At 42.3% G+C, this 18,454-nt stretch carries 20 protein-coding genes, 1 tRNA gene and 1 pseudogene; 11 read left to right on the top strand and 11 right to left on the bottom strand.

What is annotated here, in order from left to right; translation table 11 throughout:
- Positions 1–4: 4 nt before the first annotated feature.
- Complete coding sequence (locus GYM62_RS15575) at positions 5–658, top strand: outer membrane lipoprotein carrier protein LolA (RefSeq protein ID WP_091652377.1); 654 nt, start codon at positions 5–7, stop codon at positions 656–658.
- Here the strand turns inward: GYM62_RS15575 and GYM62_RS15580 are convergent.
- From GYM62_RS15580 to GYM62_RS15590, 3 genes are read right to left on the bottom strand one after another with little or no spacing between them, the layout of a single operon-like run.
- On the bottom strand, positions 642–1,226 hold the full coding sequence (locus GYM62_RS15580; protein WP_219957082.1) for an aminodeoxychorismate/anthranilate synthase component II: 585 nt from the start codon (positions 1,224–1,226) through the stop codon (positions 642–644). The two genes, GYM62_RS15575 and GYM62_RS15580, sit on opposite strands and share 17 nt — an antisense overlap.
- Entirely contained in the window at positions 1,207–1,764 is a 558-nt protein-coding gene (locus tag GYM62_RS15585) for a CvpA family protein (protein WP_219957083.1), read from the bottom strand. The genes GYM62_RS15580 and GYM62_RS15585 overlap by 20 nt, the downstream gene beginning before the upstream one ends.
- A gap of 1 nt (position 1,765) precedes the next feature.
- Positions 1,766–2,218 (bottom strand): GatB/YqeY domain-containing protein, encoded by a 453-nt coding sequence (locus GYM62_RS15590; RefSeq protein ID WP_219957084.1) that lies wholly within the window; start codon positions 2,216–2,218, stop codon positions 1,766–1,768.
- A gap of 60 nt (positions 2,219–2,278) precedes the next feature.
- Here GYM62_RS15590 and GYM62_RS15595 point away from each other — a divergent pair, with 60 nt between their 5' ends.
- Positions 2,279–2,995 (top strand): pyridoxine 5'-phosphate synthase, encoded by a 717-nt coding sequence (locus GYM62_RS15595; RefSeq protein WP_219957085.1) that lies wholly within the window; start codon positions 2,279–2,281, stop codon positions 2,993–2,995.
- A gap of 249 nt (positions 2,996–3,244) precedes the next feature.
- Positions 3,245–4,003: an alpha/beta fold hydrolase gene (locus GYM62_RS15600; protein ID WP_219957086.1), complete on the top strand. Its 759-nt coding sequence runs from the start codon at positions 3,245–3,247 to the stop codon at positions 4,001–4,003.
- 56 nt (positions 4,004–4,059) lie between these two features.
- On the opposite strand, the gene GYM62_RS15605 is transcribed toward GYM62_RS15600, so the two are convergent.
- Positions 4,060–5,394: an amidohydrolase family protein gene (locus GYM62_RS15605; RefSeq protein WP_219957087.1), complete on the bottom strand. Its 1,335-nt coding sequence runs from the start codon at positions 5,392–5,394 to the stop codon at positions 4,060–4,062.
- Between the two features lie 573 nt (positions 5,395–5,967).
- Between GYM62_RS15605 and GYM62_RS15610 the strand changes: the two genes are divergently transcribed.
- Entirely contained in the window at positions 5,968–6,339 is a 372-nt protein-coding gene (locus GYM62_RS15610; protein WP_219957088.1) for a hypothetical protein, read from the top strand.
- A gap of 1 nt (position 6,340) precedes the next feature.
- Positions 6,341–8,707: a S8 family serine peptidase gene (locus tag GYM62_RS15615; protein ID WP_219957089.1), complete on the top strand. Its 2,367-nt coding sequence runs from the start codon at positions 6,341–6,343 to the stop codon at positions 8,705–8,707.
- 44 nt (positions 8,708–8,751) lie between these two features.
- Here the strand turns inward: GYM62_RS15615 and GYM62_RS15620 are convergent, their stop codons facing one another.
- A complete protein-coding gene (locus GYM62_RS15620; protein WP_219957090.1) occupies positions 8,752–8,940 on the bottom strand; it encodes a hypothetical protein in 189 nt (62 codons plus the stop codon).
- Between the two features lie 85 nt (positions 8,941–9,025).
- Between GYM62_RS15620 and GYM62_RS15625 the strand changes: the two genes are divergently transcribed.
- The 5 genes from GYM62_RS15625 to GYM62_RS15645 all read left to right on the top strand — a co-directional run bounded on the left by GYM62_RS15625 (position 9,026) and on the right by GYM62_RS15645 (position 13,798).
- Positions 9,026–9,736 carry an SAM-dependent methyltransferase gene (locus tag GYM62_RS15625; protein ID WP_219957091.1) on the top strand — a complete coding sequence of 237 codons (711 nt, stop codon included), beginning with the start codon at positions 9,026–9,028 and terminating at the stop codon, positions 9,734–9,736.
- 2 nt (positions 9,737–9,738) lie between these two features.
- The gene (locus tag GYM62_RS15630) at positions 9,739–10,809 is read left to right on the top strand and encodes a dipeptidase (RefSeq protein ID WP_219957092.1); all 1,071 of its coding nucleotides are present in this window, start codon (positions 9,739–9,741) and stop codon (positions 10,807–10,809) included.
- Positions 10,810–10,905: 96 nt separating this feature from the next.
- Positions 10,906–12,249, top strand: coding sequence for a hypothetical protein (locus tag GYM62_RS15635; protein WP_219957093.1), 1,344 nt, complete (start codon positions 10,906–10,908; stop codon positions 12,247–12,249).
- An 879-nt stretch (positions 12,250–13,128) separates the two neighbouring features.
- Positions 13,129–13,461, top strand: a complete 333-nt coding sequence (locus tag GYM62_RS15640; RefSeq protein WP_219957094.1) for a type II toxin-antitoxin system RelE/ParE family toxin — start codon at positions 13,129–13,131, stop codon at positions 13,459–13,461.
- Positions 13,462–13,465: 4 nt separating this feature from the next.
- Entirely contained in the window at positions 13,466–13,798 is a 333-nt protein-coding gene (locus GYM62_RS15645) for a helix-turn-helix domain-containing protein (protein ID WP_255590399.1), read from the top strand.
- Between the two features lie 127 nt (positions 13,799–13,925).
- Here GYM62_RS15645 and GYM62_RS21075 read toward each other — a convergent pair whose 3' ends face one another.
- The 6 genes and pseudogenes from GYM62_RS21075 to GYM62_RS15660 all read right to left on the bottom strand — a co-directional run bounded on the left by GYM62_RS21075 (position 13,926) and on the right by GYM62_RS15660 (position 17,732).
- Complete coding sequence (locus GYM62_RS21075; RefSeq protein WP_255590341.1) at positions 13,926–14,246, bottom strand: group II intron maturase-specific domain-containing protein; 321 nt, start codon at positions 14,244–14,246, stop codon at positions 13,926–13,928.
- Positions 14,243–15,177, bottom strand: a pseudogene (ltrA, locus tag GYM62_RS21175) (group II intron reverse transcriptase/maturase). Before ltrA (GYM62_RS21175) ends, GYM62_RS21075 begins: the two are co-directional and overlap by 4 nt.
- Before the next feature lie 584 nt (positions 15,178–15,761).
- Positions 15,762–15,926: a hypothetical protein gene (locus GYM62_RS21090; protein ID WP_255590402.1), complete on the bottom strand. Its 165-nt coding sequence runs from the start codon at positions 15,924–15,926 to the stop codon at positions 15,762–15,764.
- A gap of 19 nt (positions 15,927–15,945) precedes the next feature.
- A complete protein-coding gene (locus GYM62_RS21095) occupies positions 15,946–16,182 on the bottom strand; it encodes a group II intron maturase-specific domain-containing protein (protein WP_255590404.1) in 237 nt (78 codons plus the stop codon).
- Positions 16,148–17,044 carry a group II intron reverse transcriptase/maturase gene (gene ltrA / locus GYM62_RS15655; protein ID WP_255590353.1) on the bottom strand — a complete coding sequence of 299 codons (897 nt, stop codon included), beginning with the start codon at positions 17,042–17,044 and terminating at the stop codon, positions 16,148–16,150. Before ltrA (GYM62_RS15655) ends, GYM62_RS21095 begins: the two co-directional genes overlap by 35 nt.
- A gap of 616 nt (positions 17,045–17,660) precedes the next feature.
- Positions 17,661–17,732: transfer RNA gene (locus tag GYM62_RS15660), tRNA-Arg, on the bottom strand.
- A gap of 161 nt (positions 17,733–17,893) precedes the next feature.
- Here GYM62_RS15660 and GYM62_RS15665 point away from each other — a divergent pair.
- On the top strand, positions 17,894–18,454 hold the full coding sequence (locus GYM62_RS15665; protein WP_091652347.1) for a 30S ribosomal protein S16: 561 nt from the start codon (positions 17,894–17,896) through the stop codon (positions 18,452–18,454).

An 18,454-nucleotide genomic window follows, 5' to 3' on the forward strand; every position in this document is an offset into this window, starting at 1 on the left:
ACACATGAACAAATTAGCCCTAGTTTTAACCCTGGTTCTGAGCCTGGCCTTAGAACTCCCTACCTTTGCCCAAAAAGACCCCAAAGCCAAAACCGTATTGGATGCCATGAGCCAAAAGTTCAAAAGCATGAACGGTTTTACGGCTCAATTCGATTTTACTTATCAGGATAATACGGGCTCAAGCGATAGGCAAAGCGGTGAAGTAGCCGTGAAAGGCGAACAATATCGCCTGAAGCTTCCAGAGCAGGAAATCTACAATGATGGCAAGACTGTCTGGACTTTTATTCAAGCTGACGGATACAGAGAAGTGACTATCAATGATGTCTCCCAGACTGAAGGAGAATTGACCCCTTCCAATATCTATAGAATGTATCAGTCAGGCTTTGACTATAAGCTTTTGGCTGACAAGCAATATCAAGGCAAAACAGTATCTGTTGTTGAGCTCAAAGCCACCACCAACAATACACCTTTTGAGCGGGTCAAACTGATGATTGACAAAAACACCAAAGATTTGCTTGGATGGGAAATGTTTGATGGGCAAGGAGGAATGTTTTCCTATACTTTCAAAAACCTCAAGCAAAACACCAATCTACCTTCCAGCTATTTTGCTTTTGATCCAAAAAAATATCCGGGAATAGAAATTATTGATTTAAGGTAATCTTCTCCGGAATCAACTTTAACCAAGAGTGGATCAATTCCAGCCCGTATTCTGTGAGCAAGGCTTCCGGATGATATTGAACTCCTACTATTGGCAAAAAGGAATGCTGAATCCCCATGATTTCTCCTGGGTTCGTCTCAAGGATAGGGATTATTTCTTGTGGCAATTGTTGAAGCTGTAGCGAATGATATCTGGTGACCTGAAAAGTTTCCGGTAGGTTTTCCAACAATTCAGGCTGCCCAACTTTATTCACGGTGTAAACTTTTCCATGAGTGGGTTTCTTGTTTTTTACCAAAGAAGCTCCAAAAAACTCTCCTACAGCCTGGTGTCCAAGGCATACACCCAAAATAGGTGTTCGCTGATGATACTCTTCCAGAATAGCCATTAAGTTTCCCGCCTGTTTAGGAATTCCAGGCCCTGGAGATAATATGAGTCCTTCAAATTGAATGCTTTTTAATTCAGCAAGGGATACATCATTTCTGACTACTAGAAGCTCCTCCCCTGTTTGCCGAATCAAGTCAGCCAGCATATGACTGAATGAATCGAAATTATCTATCAGCAGTAACATCCTTCACCTTCTCAACCAACTTTTCAAAACTGCTTTTAGTGGACTCTACCTCAGGAAAAAAGGGAGAAACAGAATCTATTACTCCAGGAGCCCAAGGTTCGATGTACCCAATCATCTCGGAGTTTCTCTCCCATTTTTTGGGAAAATCAAAGTCAAATTCTTTGGTGAACCACAGAAAGAGACTTAGAAAAAATCCCGCTTTTACTACTCCAAAGAGCACTCCGGCAAAGGAATCAAAAGTCCCTAATATGGTCAAATCCATGACTTTTTTCAAAACCCATCCGACAATCCGGATAAGTAGCAAACTAATCACAAAGATGATCAGGAAGCCTATGACAGGATAGGAGATATTCACTGATTCCACATTCTCTCCCAGCCAAGCGGCTAATGGATCCATAAAATAGAATCCTAAAATCACTGCAATCACAAAACCAAAAAGGCCAAGGATTCCAAGCAGGAATCCTTGTTTGTATCCTTCGTAGGCGCCTAGCAACAGCACTCCTACAATGACTATATCTATGATTGAGTTGCTCTCCAATTTAGCTATTCAACAATGCTTTTACTTTATTAGCAATAGCCTTGCCATCTGCTTTTCCTGCTAGCTGTTTGCTAGCCACTCCCATCACCTTACCCATATCTTTCGGGCTGGATGCACCAGTCTGTGAGATAATCTCTTTCACTGCCTGAGTCAGTTCCTCATCAGTCAATTCCTTAGGCAAAAACTCTTGAATCACCTTTAGCTCGGCCATTTCCACCTCATGCAAATCAAATCTACCTTGCTGTTCGTAGATATCTGCAGAGTCTTTTCTCTGTTTGGCAGCTTTGGTCAAAAGCTTCAATTCATCATCTGAAGAAATTTCTCCTTTAGCTCCGCCTTTGGTTTCTTCCAATAAAATCATCGACTTGATTGCTCGCAAGGCTGTTAATCTTCCCTTATCTTTAGCAATCATCGCTGATTTTATTTCACTTTCTATCTTCTGCTTTAAACTCATTCGTCCTAAGTTTGTGTTATACTACTATTATCCGGACAAAAATACCTTTTTGACTCGTTTATGACTAAACTAAGTGTAAATATTAATAAAATAGCCACTTTGAGAAACGCGCGGGGAGCTAATAACCCCAATGTAGTGCAAGTGGCCTTGGACTGCGAACGATTCGGCGCTGAAGGGATCACGGTGCACCCAAGACCTGATGAAAGGCATATCCGATTTCAGGATGTTTTAGACCTTTCCGAGGTCGTTACTACTGAATTTAATATAGAAGGGTATCCCGATAAGCGCTATATGGAGCTGGTGAAAAGGGTAAAGCCTGCACAAGCTACCCTGGTGCCTGATCCACCAGAGGCTATCACCTCCAATACTGGTTGGGACACGATTACCCATCAGAGTTTTTTGAAAGATATCGTAGATGAATTGAAAGAATCAGGCTGCAGAGTATCCATCTTTATCAATCCTGAGAGCAAGTATTTTGAACCTGCCAAAGAAACTGGAACCGACCGGGTTGAATTGTATACAGAACCCTATGCAGCCAACTACCATGAAGACCGGGAAAAAGCGGTTGCTGCCTATGTTGAGGTGTCCAAAATTGCCAGGGAATTAGGTTTGGGGCTGAATGCCGGACATGATTTAGACCTACACAACTTGGCATTTTTGAAACACAAAATCCCTTTTTTGGATGAGGTTTCCATAGGCCATGCCTTGGTTTGCGATGCTTTGTATTATGGTTTGGAAAATACAATTCAGATGTATAGAAGAAGACTAGAAGTCTGAAAGCTCAAGGTAGAAAGCTGAAATTTCATACTCCAAAATTTTGAAAAGACCCATGCTTTAGTTGTATACTTTCAGAGTAAAAAGCGCCTCCATTACTTGATGAGTTTTAGATGAAGGTGAATATTCTCATTGAAAATTAAAATAGATGAAATCGAGCATGCCCAAAGTGATACGCAGAGAGACGCCCAGATGTATCGGAGAACCAATGCGAAGATTCCATCTGACCTTTGAAAAACAAATTATAAACAGATGAAATTAAACTTTAAGAAAACAGGCACAGGTAAACCTTTGGTGATTCTTCATGGGCTATTTGGTTCTGCGGACAACTGGTTTTCAATTGCCAAAGAACTGGAGAAAGACTTTACACTGTATCTCGTGGATCAAAGAAATCATGGAGATTCCCCGCACTCGGAGGAATGGAATTACGAGGTCATGGTGGAAGATTTGAAGGAGCTAATAGATGAGGAAGGCTTGGATAAAATCTACCTTATGGGTCATTCCATGGGAGGAAAAACTGCCATGAACTTTGCAGTGGAGTATCCTGAACGGGTGGATCGATTAATCGTAGCCGATATTGCACCCAGATATTATGAAGTCCATCATCAAACTATTTTAGAAGGGCTTAATTCCATCAAATTAGATCAAATCAAATCCAGAAAAGAGGCTGATGATCAGTTGGCAAAGTATATTGATGAAGTAGGCATCCGTCAATTTTTATTGAAAAGTCTGGGTAGAAACAGTGAAGGTTTTGTCTGGAAAATCAATCTTCCTGTGATCACTGAAAATATAGAAGAAGTAGGTGAAGAGTTGGACTCCGATGGAAAATACGAAGGCCCTACCCTATTTCTGGGAGGATCCAATTCAAACTACATTCGGCAGGAAGACCTACCGGATATCTTGGAGCATTTTCCCAACTATCAAATCGAATTTGTACAGGATGCAGGGCATTGGTTACACGCAGAGAAGCCAGAAGCAGTAATTCAGGAAGTCAGAAGATTCTTGAATTAACTTTAAAGGTCTTGATTGAGTTTTGTTTCAGCTTTCTCATTTGAGCTTTCTGACTTTCACTTCACCTTTCGTCCATGCTTCATCACCATATCCACATCCTGTAGCAGGTTGATATATCGAAGCACATCCCCTCGCACAGCGATGATGTCGGCATATTTTCCTTCGGAGATTGTGCCATAGTCCTTGTCCACTTTCATCGCCACAGCAGGCCAATAAGTAGCAGCTTTGATTGTTAGGAGGGGATCCATGCCGAAGTGATTCACCCAAACATCCAGCTCATTCCAGGTACTTTGGCTATGAAATTTCATGGGGATGCCACTGTCTGTTCCGATCAAAAGAACCGCTCCGCTTTGTCGGAGTTGATTGAATTTCCGTTCCAAGGTTGGTTTTCTTACAGGCGTCAGCTGGAAATAGGACATTCTACCCGGATAGCGTAAGGATGCCCGGATATCTCTGATAATCGAATCAGGCAAACCCAGGTGCCAAGAGGGATCATCCAGTTTTTCGGGATTATCCCGTACATATTCGTAATTGTACAAGCCTTCTACGGTAGGGGTCCAGAAAATGGGTCCCAAATTCATCTTGGCAGCACGTTCCTTCAATAGCTGCATAATATCTTCCGGATATTCAGGAGCCGAACTGAGCCCCGTATGCTCGAAGCAGTCCACTCCTATCTTTAACCCGACTCGAATTTCATCCGGTCTATGGGAGTGCCCCACCACCGGAAGCCCATATTTGTGGGCTTCATCAACCACGGCTTGTGCTTCCTCCAAGGTCATCTGATCCTGATCAATAAGCTTAATTACATCCACACCGGCGTCGGCCAATTTTTTCACTTTTGCCCGTGCATCCGCAGGACCGTTTACTCCCCATCTAAATGCTTCAGTTCCTGGATAAGGCTTCTTTTGGATAAATGGCCCGGAAACGTAAATAGTGGGACCTGGAATTTCACCCCGATTGATTCGGTCTCGTACATTAATACTTGCTTCCAAAGGGGCACCTAAATCCCTGGCGCTGGTCACTCCAGCCATCAGCAACTGATGGGCGGAGGATGGCATAATAACGGGCTCAAAAAGATCAATGTAGGTGCTGTCCCAATGTGCGTAATCGCTGTGCCCATTAATCATCAAGTGAACGTGCATATCCCAAAGCCCGGGAAGGACACTCATTCCTTCAGTTGAGATAATTTCGGCCCCTGCCGGAATCTCCAAACTTCCCACTTGCCCCACAGCCTTGATCCGCTCTCCTTCGACAATGATGACCGAATTACGAATCGGCGTACCTCCGAATCCGTCGATCAGGGTGCCACCGACCAGGGCTTTGAGGTTTTGGGCAGATGAATGAAAAGAAATGATGAGAAATAAGAGAGAAAGAAATTTGGTGGACTTCATAAGATCGGTGGAAATAAGAACCAAAAAGGTACAAAACTTATATGAATTGAGGTAATCATCATTAGCCAAGAAATTGTAAAAACACCTGTCAAGTTTTAAAACCCGTCAGGTCTAATACAATCATCTTGCCTCTCCCGAGACTTTCAAAAAACAGTCCGATTTTCTAATAGCTTTTGGGTAATTGTATACATTCGGTTTTTACTTCAAAAGGATCTGATATCCTAGCTGGATGGACCAAAAATCTCCCTTAAGTTCATGTCTGGAATTGGAGAGATTTCCCTCCAGTTGAAAATTTTTGAATTCCTGAACGATTAAGGGTTGGCCAATTCCGACTCCATATTGGAACCTAGCCGTAAACTTGGAATATTCGGAAGCCCGAAAGGTCAAGCCTGCTTCTGGCCGTATTACTACCGACCATGAATTGGCCTTTTCCTGAGCAGGGGTCTGCTTCAGAGGAATGATTCTCCAAACACAGCTTTGATAGGGTTCTTTTTTTTCAATTCTTTTGCTTTTTCCTCTCTTGCTTGTAACGAAATCATTTAAAAGAACGTCTTAAAACTAAATTTGGAAGATATGAAAACCCTGAATAAGAGTATTCTAATGTTTTTAACAGGCTTTGTTTTTTTTGCTTGTGAAGACGACTCCTTGACAGACTGTGTGGAGGGACGAGTTATTGGTTATATAAGCTGTTTAAATTTAAATGTTACCCAAGTCCTTTCCCATAATGGGATAGGTAAAACAACAGATTGGATGGGAGAAACATATGATAATATTGTTCAAATACCTGGGGGGAGGATCCCTGATGGCGAAATTTTTTTCAGGTTTAGGATATATTCTGAAGAAAGAGATGGTGGTTTTTCCAATCTTATCTGCCCCGCTAATATTGCACCTCTTCCAGTACCCAAAATTGTTCTAATTGAATATTCAGTTGAAAATTGTCCCTAATATGAAAAGCTTTCTATTCTTTTTAGGAATTATTTTATTCCTTTCAGTGATGTCTTCAGTAACGCGGGAAGAATACTATTATTGGTCAGGTGGTGAAAAAATTGCCTTAGCCATTGATAAGACCTCATTGCTGGTTAAGGTAAAGCAGGGTACTAACCTGCCAATATTGACCTCAAAGGTTCAAAATGCAGGCTTCTCTTGTTTTCCAAGCCGAGTTAATAAGGAGGAAATGATCATTAAATCAGATAAAGATCAGTTAGACATCAATAAGGTTGCTTCTCTGTTTCCAGAAATTGAGAATGCTGCTTTCGGGCATTTGTTTCAGTCCGATAGATTACCAATGTTTATAAACGGGGAGATTTTAATTGAGTTAAAATCTGAAATATCAATTGATAGTGTACTCAACCTTATTGGAAGAGAGGTAATATCCTATGAGGAAGAAAAATACGATTCTTATAAGATAGTGTTAAAGGATTGGGACAAGGTCATTGGTACTGCCAACCTGATTTATGAGAGTGGTTTGGTTAACTACAGTCACCCAAATTTTAAGGCCACTATCAAGAAATTCCAAGCAGTTCCAAACGATCCTCTTTATCAAGAACAGTATTATTTAAATCAAGGAAACAATATTGATATAAATGTACCACAAGCATGGGGAATTTCCAGAGGTCTGAGACCAGTAAGAGTTGCGGTTATTGACGACGGTGTGGAGAATCATGAGGATATTCAGGGAAGAGTTCTTGAAGGCTTTACCCCAACTAATAATAATGGGTTTGGAGCTCCAACAAATCCAATCCCTCCCGCTGATTTATATACCATAGGACATGGGCAAGCTTGCGCTGGAATAATCTCAGCCACTCATAATAATAATTTAGGAGTCGTTGGAGTGGCTCCTTGTACTAACATCATTCCCATTAATATCTTTAATGATTGGTTTGTTTTTAACCAAGAAGTATTTTTTAACGAAGATATTGACGATTTAAGAAATGCAATTGATTGGGCTTGGAATGAAGGAAATGCAGAGGTCCTTAGTAATTCATGGGGGTTTACAAACCAAGGGGTTAATTTTGATGCAATTACATTTGCTATCAACAGGGCAAGAACATTGGGAAGAGGTGGTTTAGGGAGTATAGTTGTGTTTGCTTCAGGCAATTTTCACCAAAACTTTAGTGGAGTGACATTTCCCGCTAATGTCAACGGGGTGATCGCGGTCGGGGCTATAGACAGAAATGGAAACATATGGAACTATAGTAGCCGGGGACCTCAAATGGACTTGGTTGCGCCTTCGGGAAATGTAGGCGATGCAGGTGATCTCGTCACCACAGACAGAATGGGTAATCTTGGCTACAACAATGGAAATTATACAGACACTTTTGGTGGGACTTCAGCCGCAGCTCCCCAAGTATCAGGGGTAGCAGCCTTAATGCTTTCTGTTAATGCAGGTTTGACGGAAAACCAAGTTCGAACAATCCTACAAAACACAGCGACAGATATGGGTGCAGCAGGATTTGACAATACATTTGGATTTGGAAGAGTCAATGCATTGGCAGCATTACAGCAAGCACTTCCTCCAATTACGGGAAATGATTTAATGTGTTTGTCTGCAAATTTCACCTTACAAAATGTGCCGGCAGGGGCAATGGTTACCTGGTCGGTTAACCCAACAAGCTTGTTTACAGGAAGTACTTCGGGGAGCGGGGCAACAGCTAATCTTAACTCATCAGGCAGTTCAGGACAGGCCACATTGACATACACTTTAACTTCTCCATGTGGTAATTTACAGATTCAGCGATCCATTTGGGTAGGAACTCCTCAGATCACCAATATGCGGGTGAATAATATGTCCTATTTCACGGGGATGAACGTCCAACTCTGTCCCGGAAATCACTGGCTAAATGTCACCCCGGTGGGAGGAAATCCGGGAAATGCCACCTGGACAGTACCATCCGGCATCCCTCATTTTGTCGGGACGAACACGCTGGATTTTACCTATCCTCAAAACTATTCCAACTCCCTGACCATATCCGTTCGTGCATCCAACGCATGCGGGCAGGGGGCCAATGCTAATTTCTTCTTAAGTAAGAAAACCTTTGGCTGTACCAGCTCATTTTCCATGGTAATCTATCCCAATCCAGCCAAAGATCAGTTTAGTGTAGAAATGATGGCAATCGACAAAAATGCCATGACAGAAGAAGTCCCGGTCATCGAGTCAGCAGTATTATTGGATAAGGAAGGCAGAGAAATTGCACTAGGAACAAGGGTAGCCGGGAAAATAACGTTTGAAGTTTCGAATCTTCAAAAAGGAATCTACTTTATCCATGTGGTGGTCGATGGAGAGCTCACGAGGGAGCAAATCATCATCGAATAAAAATCATCAAACCAATAGCTATCGTGGGTTGCACCCGGGGCAACTCACGATAACTTTTCCACTTCGAGCACTACTTTTATCCCCTCACTTTCGATGAGGATCACCGAATTACGGATGGGCGCACCTCCAAAACCGTCGATTAGCGTGCCTCCTACGAGGGCTTTTAGATTTTGGGGAAACAAATTGCCTGAAATCAGGAAAAAAACAAGGAAGAGCTGGGTTTTAAAATTCATAAGCATCTGATTTGGTCTGATCCAATCAAAAGGTAATGATTTTGCTTTTTAAATTTTAACTTCGTTGTCTAAAATCAAATTCAAGATGCCCCAAGGAAAACTTTTTTTGATCCCCAATGTACTCGCAGAAAATACGGCAGATGCGGTCATTACTCCCCAAGTGAAAGAGGTGATCGCTCATACCAAAGTTTTTCTGGTTGAAAATCTCAGAACCGCCCGTCGCTATATCTCCAGTTTGAAATTGGGCGTAAACTTGGAGGAAGTCCATATGGAAATCTTGGATAAAAGTACCGCGCCGGAGAGCATCAACCGATTGCTGCAACCCCTTTTCAAAGGTGCCGATATTGGAATTATTTCTGAAGCTGGATGTCCGGGAATCGCAGACCCAGGAGCTTTGGCAGTGGCTCATGCCCATACCAGGGGAATTCAGGTGGTTCCCCTATCAGGGCCAAGTTCCATGTTTTTGGCCTTGATGGGCTCAGGTTTTTCCGGTCAGTCATTCGCTTTTCACGGATACTTACCCATAGACAAAAAAGAAAGAAATCATGCTCTGAGAAAACTGGAAGCAGAGTCAGCAAAAGAGCATAGAGCCCAGATTTTTATGGAAACACCCTTCCGCAACAATCAATTGCTGGAAGATGCATTGGCCTCCCTTTCTCCTCAAACCAAATTGTGCATTGCCAAAAATCTGACCGCTGCTGATGAACTGATCCAAACCAAGACCATTGCGGACTGGAAAAAGAACCCTATTGAACTGCATAAGATCCCGACTGTATTCATCCTTCAAAGCTTTTAAACATGTTTATTCTTGACGCACATTTAGACCTGAGCATGAATGCTTTGGAGTGGAACAGAGATTTGACTCGACCAATCTCAGAAATTAATACCATAGAAAAAGGACTGAATGACAAACCCGACAGAGGCCGTGCGACTGTCTCCCTTCCGGAGTTGAGGAAAGGAAATATAGGTTTGGTCGTAGCAACCCAAATTGCCCGCTATGTCGCTCCAGAAAATCCCTTGCCTGGTTGGCATTCCCCAGAGCAGGCTTGGGCTCATACACAGGGACAATTTGCATGGTACCAAGCGATGGTTGACCAAGGTGAAATGTCCCAAATCAAAAATTGGAAAGAATTAGAGGCTCACCTGGCGAGTTGGAATGCTGCAACAGATAAAAGCAAGCACCCAATAGGCTTTATACTTTCTCTGGAAGGTGCAGACTCCCTGGTCAATTTGGATTATTTGGAAAAAGCCTACGATTATGGATTGCGTGCAATCGGGCCAGCTCATTACGGCCCCGGACGCTATGCACATGGAACTGATGCTTCTGCCCCACTCAATTCTCAAGGGAAAGATTTACTTAAAAAAATGGATGAGTTGGGGATGATCTTAGATGCCACGCATTTATGTGACGAAGCATTTTGGGAGGCCTTGAAAATATTTAAGGGACCTGTCTGGGCCAGCCACAACAATTGCCGGGCCTTGGTGGATCATAACCGCCAGTTTTCAGATGATATGATTCAGGCTTTGATAGAGCGGGGAGCAGTGATAGGAGGAGCATTTGATGCCTGGATGCTTAGCCCCAACTGGGAAAGGGGAAAATCTACTCCAGTTGAGCGGGATGTGAGAATTACTACAGTTTTGGATCATTTGGACCATATCTGTCAACTTGCCGGAAATGCTGACCACATAGGAATAGGTTCTGATCTGGATGGAGGATTTGGCAAAGAGCAATGTCCTTGGGATTTGGAAAGCATTGCTGATCTCAGCAAGATTCCAGACCTGCTGAAGAACAAGGGTTTCGAGAAAAATGACATAGAAAAAGTCATGCACGGCAATTGGTTGAACTTTTTGAAGAAAAATTGGGGATAATTGATCTGAAATTGTATAAATCTACCCTTTGATTGGTTGCATAAATAATTCAAATTGAATTATTTGCAGTAGTTAAACGCCAACCTTTCAATTTCTATGAATTTTAAATTTCTACTAAGTTTTCTGATTTGTGGTTTTATTGTTTTTTCTTCTCAAGGCCAAAAGCTTCAAATAAGAGCAAATCATTCTGATGCTAAATTTATCTTATTAAATGATTACGATGACTCCGAAAAGCAGGAGTTAGGAACGGGATCAATAGAGTATAAGCTTGAAAAAAACTCCAAGAATCGGATAAAAATTACCAAACCAGGCTATCAGCCAGTCATCAAAGAGTACAATAAAGACCTGAAATGGGATAAATCGCAAGATGTCGTTTTAGATACCCGAAGAATAGATATCTCAGTGGAGCCTTTTGATGCGGAGATATTTGTAGATGGTAGAAAAATCGGGTCAAAAGCTATTTACATGACCATCCCCAAAGACCGCTCTGCTACTTTGGAAATTAAAAAGCCGGGTTTTGCGTCGGTTACCAAAACCTATTACAATTCACCAGAGCGAGAGACTCCTCCGGTTCGAGAATTTTTCGAATTAAAAAATAGACAGGTTCGCCTGGAAGTACAGCCAGCAGACGGGCAAGTAAGCCTCAACGGAATGCCTATGGGCAAAGGAAATCAAGACATCATCGTTCCGGCTGGTGATTGTGTTACTGTAAAAGTCAATAAAGAAGGCTTTGTAGAGTACACCAAAGTTTATTGCAACAAACCTGGAATCGACCCTGATCCTCCTGTAAGAGAATCTGCTGTTTTGGATGAAAGATTGGTGAAAATCACCACTATTCCTACAGATGCAGCGATTGAGGTTTTGGGACAGCGTGTAGGTGTAGGTTCCTACGAATTGAAAGTACCTAAAGGTCGTTGTATTTCTGTTATTGTATCCAAAGATGGTTTTGTAAAATATTACAAAGACTACTGCAATCAAACAGATAGAAATACACCACCTGTAGCTGATGCTATTGAAATGGCTCGAGATCAAGCCTACGACAATTCGGTTTCTTCAGATTTGGCAAATGTCAGAATCACTGTACCTGTGAATAAAGCATACAGCGCCGAAGAAGCTTGGAGAATATTATCCTCCATTGTCACCCGATATTTTGACATTTTAGAAACTGTGGATTTTAACACAGGATATCTGACCACTTCTTGGCAGGTAGAGAATTTCAATTCATCTGTTATCAGAACCAGAGTTATTGTGAGTTCTGGAGGCAACTCCGACCAATTAGCCTATGCTGTCAAATTAGTCAGTCAAGCGGCAGATCTTAATGATCCAAGTAGGGTGAAAGAGGTGGTTACCGTTAAGGATGATGAGCTATTTAGAGATTGGTCAAGAATCATGATTAAATACCAAGGATTGATTGAAGAGATTCAAGCGCGATTGCAATAAATCAATATTCAAAAACAATAAAAAAACCTCAGAAAATATCTTCTGAGGTTTTTTTGTAGCCCTGCCAGGAATCCCCGTCCGAATGGCTTCAGCCGGGCGGAGAACCTAGATCTAGCGTTTAGGAAACGCTTGTTATTAGGTGGTTTTCCAAATAACTGTATTTCAATTGTTTGTAAATTTTTATTGCAGTAAAATTCGTCCCCATTCTATCTCTAATTGCAAGGTTTACTGCAAGGTGATTTTACCTTCATCCCTTCAGGCAACACCTACTTCGTAACAATCTTGAGGAAGTTCGAAAAATCAAATCTGACATATTGTAAAATGAAGGTAGGTGAGGGTTTTTATCTATTGCCCTGGTCATGGGTAAAGAAACAAAACAATGGAGATTTACATACACATTCTTTCGATTTCCAATAAAAAGGTGCAGAGTTCGCTAGACAGTTTGGACGAAATTCTTAATTTAGTTTTGGAATAAGACAAGAATCCATTTGACAAATAATATAGACGACTATTGGGAACTTGGAGAGTTTGTGAGTCCCCCTAATTTTGAATGGCAAGTAAGGACTGCAATATTTCCAACTCCCTTTTCATTTAAAAATCAAACAGCTCCTGATTTATAATGTGTTCATGAGCTGATGGGAAAAACGTGCACTAGTTCAAGAGTCGCTGGCGCACGAGCGAATTGGGTAATGGGAGAATTCGTTAGGCAGTAAAATGGAATAACATTACTAAAGGTGCATCTATGCAGCTAGAAATGGTAAATAGAATTACAAAAAGTGCATAAATAAACAAGTTGCCAGTAATGTGAGTAAACCGCAAAAGTTTCCATATAATTCAACTTTTATTATCTTTGTGCAGTATAATGAATTGAAAATCTGAATGGACAAAAATTTTGATGTAATCTTTCTTGAACATGCTCTCGAGTTTTTAGAAAAGTTGGACTTAAAAACAAGACAAAAAATTTACTACAACGTTGACAAGGCCAAACTCGGACTCGACCCGAAGCTGTTCAAAAAACTGACTGATGAAATTTGGGAGTTCAGGACAAAATATAGCGGACTGCAATATCGACTTTTCGCTTTTTGGGACAAAACTGACAAAACTGCAACACTTGTCATTTCAACACACGGAATCGTGAAAAAAGTTGATAAAGTTCCGAAAGCAGAAATCGAAAAAGCTGAAAGGATTAGAAAAGAATATTTTGAACAATAGAACAATGGAAGCAAAAAATAAAAAAATGAAAATGATGACCCTTGAGCAGCTTAAGGACAGGGACATTGGAAAAATAGGAACTCCAGAAAGGGACAAATACGAATTTGACCTACGAATGGAACTGCTCGGAGAAATGATAAAATCCGTTCGGAAAGAACGAAACTTGACACAAGAACAACTTGGAGAACTTATCGGTGTTCAAAAATCCCAAATCTCAAAATTGGAACGGAGCACAAAAAATGTTACCATCGAAACAATTTTGAAAGTTTTTCAAGCATTAAAAGCTAAGGTTAAGTTCAGTGTGGAAATGAATGAATCGGAATTTAAAGTAGCGTGAAAACAAAAGCACTACTGGCAGTCGAGTAGGTAAAGGGGAATTCCACCCCTAAACCTCTCACAGAACCGTACGTGAACCTCTCGATTCATACGGCTCTTATTATGCAGTCGGTTTATAGTCTATCAAGTTAGACTAACTTGTATCCCAGTTCCCAATGGTAGAACAGGTTTGGATAAGAGACCGTAACTTGTCTAAGCCATTTCACTGCTTTGACCTTGCTTCCTTTAAAGCTCTTGTACTTGTTCAGAATCCACCTGATCAATCGATGGTGCAGATAATAGAACACCGGTTTTAGACTTCTTCGGCTTATCTTCCCATAGTATTGAACCCACCCTCGTATCTTTGGATTTAGCAATATGGCCAGATCCTGAATACCCCTTTGGGTTTTGTTATGGAAATTGAGCTTTCGGAGTTCTCCGTTGATGCGCACTTTGGACTTTCGGCTCATCTTACAATCAAATTGCAGAAAGCTTCCCCATTTCTTAATCTGTTTCTCATGGGCTGAAAACTAAAGCCCAGAAAGTCAAACTGTACAGGGTAATCATTCAGATTTCTGCCTTCCTTCTTACAGTAAACAATTTTCGTCTTTTCGGGATGGGCTCTCAAGCCGCATTTTTCTAAACGATCCTTCAAATCTGTAAGTGTTCTGACAGCTTCCTGATAGCTACTGCAATGGATAATAAGGTCATCAGCATACCGAACCATGATTACGGATGGATGGAATTTCTCCAGCCATTTATCAACACAATAATGCATGTAAAGATTGGCAAGAAGCGGGCTGATTACCCTCCCTGAGGAGTACCTTTTCCCGTGGATACTTTGACCGCACCATCCTCAAGTATGACTGGTGCTTCCAGCCACCTTTTGATGTACAGCAATACCCATTTCTCTGAAACGTGTCTTTCCAAAGCTTTCAACAAAAGCTCATGGTTCACATTTTCGAAGAACTCCTGTATATCCAAATCTATAACCCAGCTGTATCGACGTACATTCTGTTGTACGCTTTGGATTGCTGTGTGCGCATTTTTGTTCGGGCGGTATCCGTAGGAATTGTCCACAAATACTGATTCCAGCCTTGGTTCTAGGTACGTCTTTACTACCTGTTGGGCAATCCTGTCGCTTACAGTGGGAATTCCCAAAGGACGGGTCTTACCCCCTGCCTTGGGTATTGTTACCCGCTTTATCGCTGGTGCAAAGTAACTTCCAGAAGCCAGTCTGTTCCAGAGTTTGTACAGTTCTTTGGAACGTACCCTGTCAAATTCCGACAGGCTCTGCTGGTCAATCCCTGCACTACCTCCATTACTTTTTACCTTCTTGTAGGATTCCCAAACCATCTCTTTGGTAATTGGTACCGACTTTGTCTGTTCTTTAAAAATCATCCTTAACTAGTTAAGTTGTTCTTAAATTAAAACTGCATAATTGAAGCCCTTCGCTCCGCTCCCATTACAGGAGTTTCATCACTACTACGACTTCATCCGTCACCTATATACTCATCAGTAATCAACTCACAGGTATTGCCTGCTTGTGTTTTCCTTTTGGCATAGCATATAGGCTTCCTGCGATTCCACAATAAAGCCTGAATAGAAGTCATGCCCCTTTATGACGGTTGCCGTATAGACAGTAAATTAGGCACCTTCTATACTTATCTCCGGCCTCTCGATATAAACCGGATTTTGACAACGACTGGTCTTTTCGTCACTTCATCGGAAGGTTCGCTTTCGCTCATCTCTTCTATCCTTACCTGACCATTTAAACAGCCTTTTCTTCTATCGCTTCACACATCATTGTTACCGCAGATGCATCATAGAAGTGGTTTGGTGAGTGTTCCTAAACAACCCTCACCGAGGGCCTGCCCTCATCTTTATCATAGCTTACACAGCACACATCGAGTAGACGGCCGTGAGCCATAGGCCCACGGTGCGCCTCTCACACCACCGTACGTACGGGTCTCGTATACGGCGGTTCATTGAATCTCAGGCTTTGATTTAGAGTAATAGTCCAGCATACTTAGATAACCTTTTCTTCTCAGTCTAGAGAGCGTAATTGTTGTTCCGAGTATGGGACTTTGGGCCACAGCCCATCCTCCTTTTCTGGTCCTGCTCCATGCGTAAGCATGGTCATGATCCACTCCAAGTCTGATTAGGTTTTTACGTTTTCGCTCGGGTTTCTTCCAGTCGTGCCAAATACAATATCTGAGTCGGTTCCTCAGCCACTCGTCGAGTTGTTTGAGCTTGGCCCTGAATACTGGCCAGTCGGTAATTGTTTACCCATCCCATCCATACCTCATTGAGTTTTTGAAGCCTTTCCTCAAAACTGTATGGCAGGGTTTTCTTGGTGATCCATTTGAGCTTACGTTTCAGGTTTACCCAGCTTTGCTTCTTCACTATCAGTTGGTATTTGCCCTTTTCCCCTTTTTTTGTAGGTTGGCACGAAGCCATGACCTAGCAGCTCAAAGTCAGAGGGTCTTCGGATTCCGCTTTTCTCCTTGTTGATAGGCAAATCCAGTTTGTTCTTCAGAAACAGATAGACTTCATTGCCTACTTTTTGGGCGGATGCTTTGGACTTAGTATAGATACTGAAGTCATCGGCATAGCGCACGAATTTCAACCCTTTACTTTTGAGGTACTTGTCCAGTTCGTCCAATAATATATTGGACAGCAATGGACTCAGGGGACTTCCCTGTGGCATACCCTTTCGGCGTTTGTGCAGTTTTCCATTGATCTGGATTGGTGCTCTCAGCCATTTTCGGATCAGCCACAAAGTTGTGGGACATTTTACCCTATTGTAGATTAACTGAAGCAGTTTGTAGTGTTGTACCTCATCAAAGAAACCTTTCAGGTCAATGTCCACAATGTCCTGATAGCCATCATTGATGTTTTTCAGGGCTTGTGTTACTGCTCCGTGAAGGTTCTTTCCGGGTCGAAAACCGTGGCTCTCCTCTTCGAAAGTTAATTCGAATCGGGTGGCTAATTGCTGGCTAACTGCCTGTTGAAGCCATCTATCCACTACGCATGGGACTCCGAGTAATCTGGTTTTTCCGTTACTCTTTGGGATTTCAACCCCTCTGATAGCTTTAGGTACGTACCTCCTTTTCAGGATGTCGGTTAATACAGCTGTCCTGCCTTGGTCGATAAACGACTTCAATTCGGTCACCTGCATACCGTCCACTCCCGATGAGCCTTTATTACCCACTACTTGACGGTAGGCTTTATAAAGGTTTTTGGATTGAAGTACTCTTTCTATCATTACTTTGTTCTCCTTGTCCGCTTAAGAATAGGCTATCTCGCATGTGCGGGATTCCTATCCGAATTAGGACGCGATTCAATGTTCAGTCCTTCGTTATTCAGTGAGACCTCTGCAGTATTTACAGCTCGTTTCCGATAACTACTATGACCTCGGCTGACTTCTCTTGGACATTCCAGACGTCCAGAGACCTCCCTCGGTAAGATGAATATCCTTGTGTCTATCGCTGCTCTATCTACTATTTTGGCTTATCTCTGTTTCCAGAGCTTAGGACTTCGGCATGATGTGCTACCTCATCCAGCCTCATAGCCTCAGTATAGAGTTCCTTTTCGTCAGTACAGACACCGCAGTCTGGCTTACTTCAGTGCATACCTCACGGTAAACCACCTTGCCACTTGCTTGGCTTCGGGTAACGACTCCCGCGCTTAAGGGACTTTCACCCGTTGGAACGACCATCTTTTTGGTCTATATTCACCATTCAAGGCACACACACTGTGTACACTCCACTGCGGGTACTGTTGTATATCAGGCAGAAGTTCATTAGTTTAGCTGCTTTACGGGAAGAAAAGTCGCTGCCTTCTAAGTCCCGCAGCGGCGTGTACACTGGTCCGTTATATAGTAGCCCTGCTAGGAATCGAACCTAGATCTAGCGTTTAGGAAACGCTTGTTCTATCCGTTGAACTACAGGGCCAAGCCTTGAATCTAAATTCAAGTCACGCAAGTTAAAATAAAACCCTACTTTTTGGCAAATTATTTCGACCCAACTTATGGCATTACAGGGAATTACCCTATCTTTGCACTCCAAATTTAGGATGGACGGGTTCCATCCACTAAACAAACACAATTTAAATTATGGCAGTTAAAATCAGATTAGCACGTAGAGGTAGAAAGAAAATGGCTATCTATGACGTGGTTATCGCAGATGCAAGAGCTCCACGTGATGGACGCTTCATCGAGAAAATCGGTACTTACAATCCGAACACTAACCCTGCTTCCATCAACATCAACAATGAGCGTGCTCTACAGTGGTTGTTGAACGGAGCTCAGCCAACTGACACTGTAAAAGCTATGCTTTCTTACAGAGGTGTCATGCTGAAAAAACACCTTCAAATCGGTGTAATCAAAGGAGCAATCACTCAAGAACAAGCTGATGCGAAGTTCGAAGCTTGGTTGAACGAAAAAGACGCTAAAATCGCAGGCAAGGTTGATTCTATCGGCAAGGCTAAAGAAGAAGCTCGTAAGAAAGCTTTGGAAGCTGAAGCTGCTAAGAACCAGGCTCGTTTGGATGCTATCAAAGCTAGAGAAGACGAAGCAAAAGCTGCTGCAGCTGCTGCTGAGGCTCCTGCTGAAGAAGCTAGCGAAGAAGCAGCTCCTGAAGCTTCCGCAGAAGGCGACGAAGCAACAGAAGCTTAA

This window comes from Algoriphagus sp. NBT04N3, from assembly GCF_019443765.1.
Taxonomy (GTDB): domain Bacteria; phylum Bacteroidota; class Bacteroidia; order Cytophagales; family Cyclobacteriaceae; genus Algoriphagus; species Algoriphagus ornithinivorans.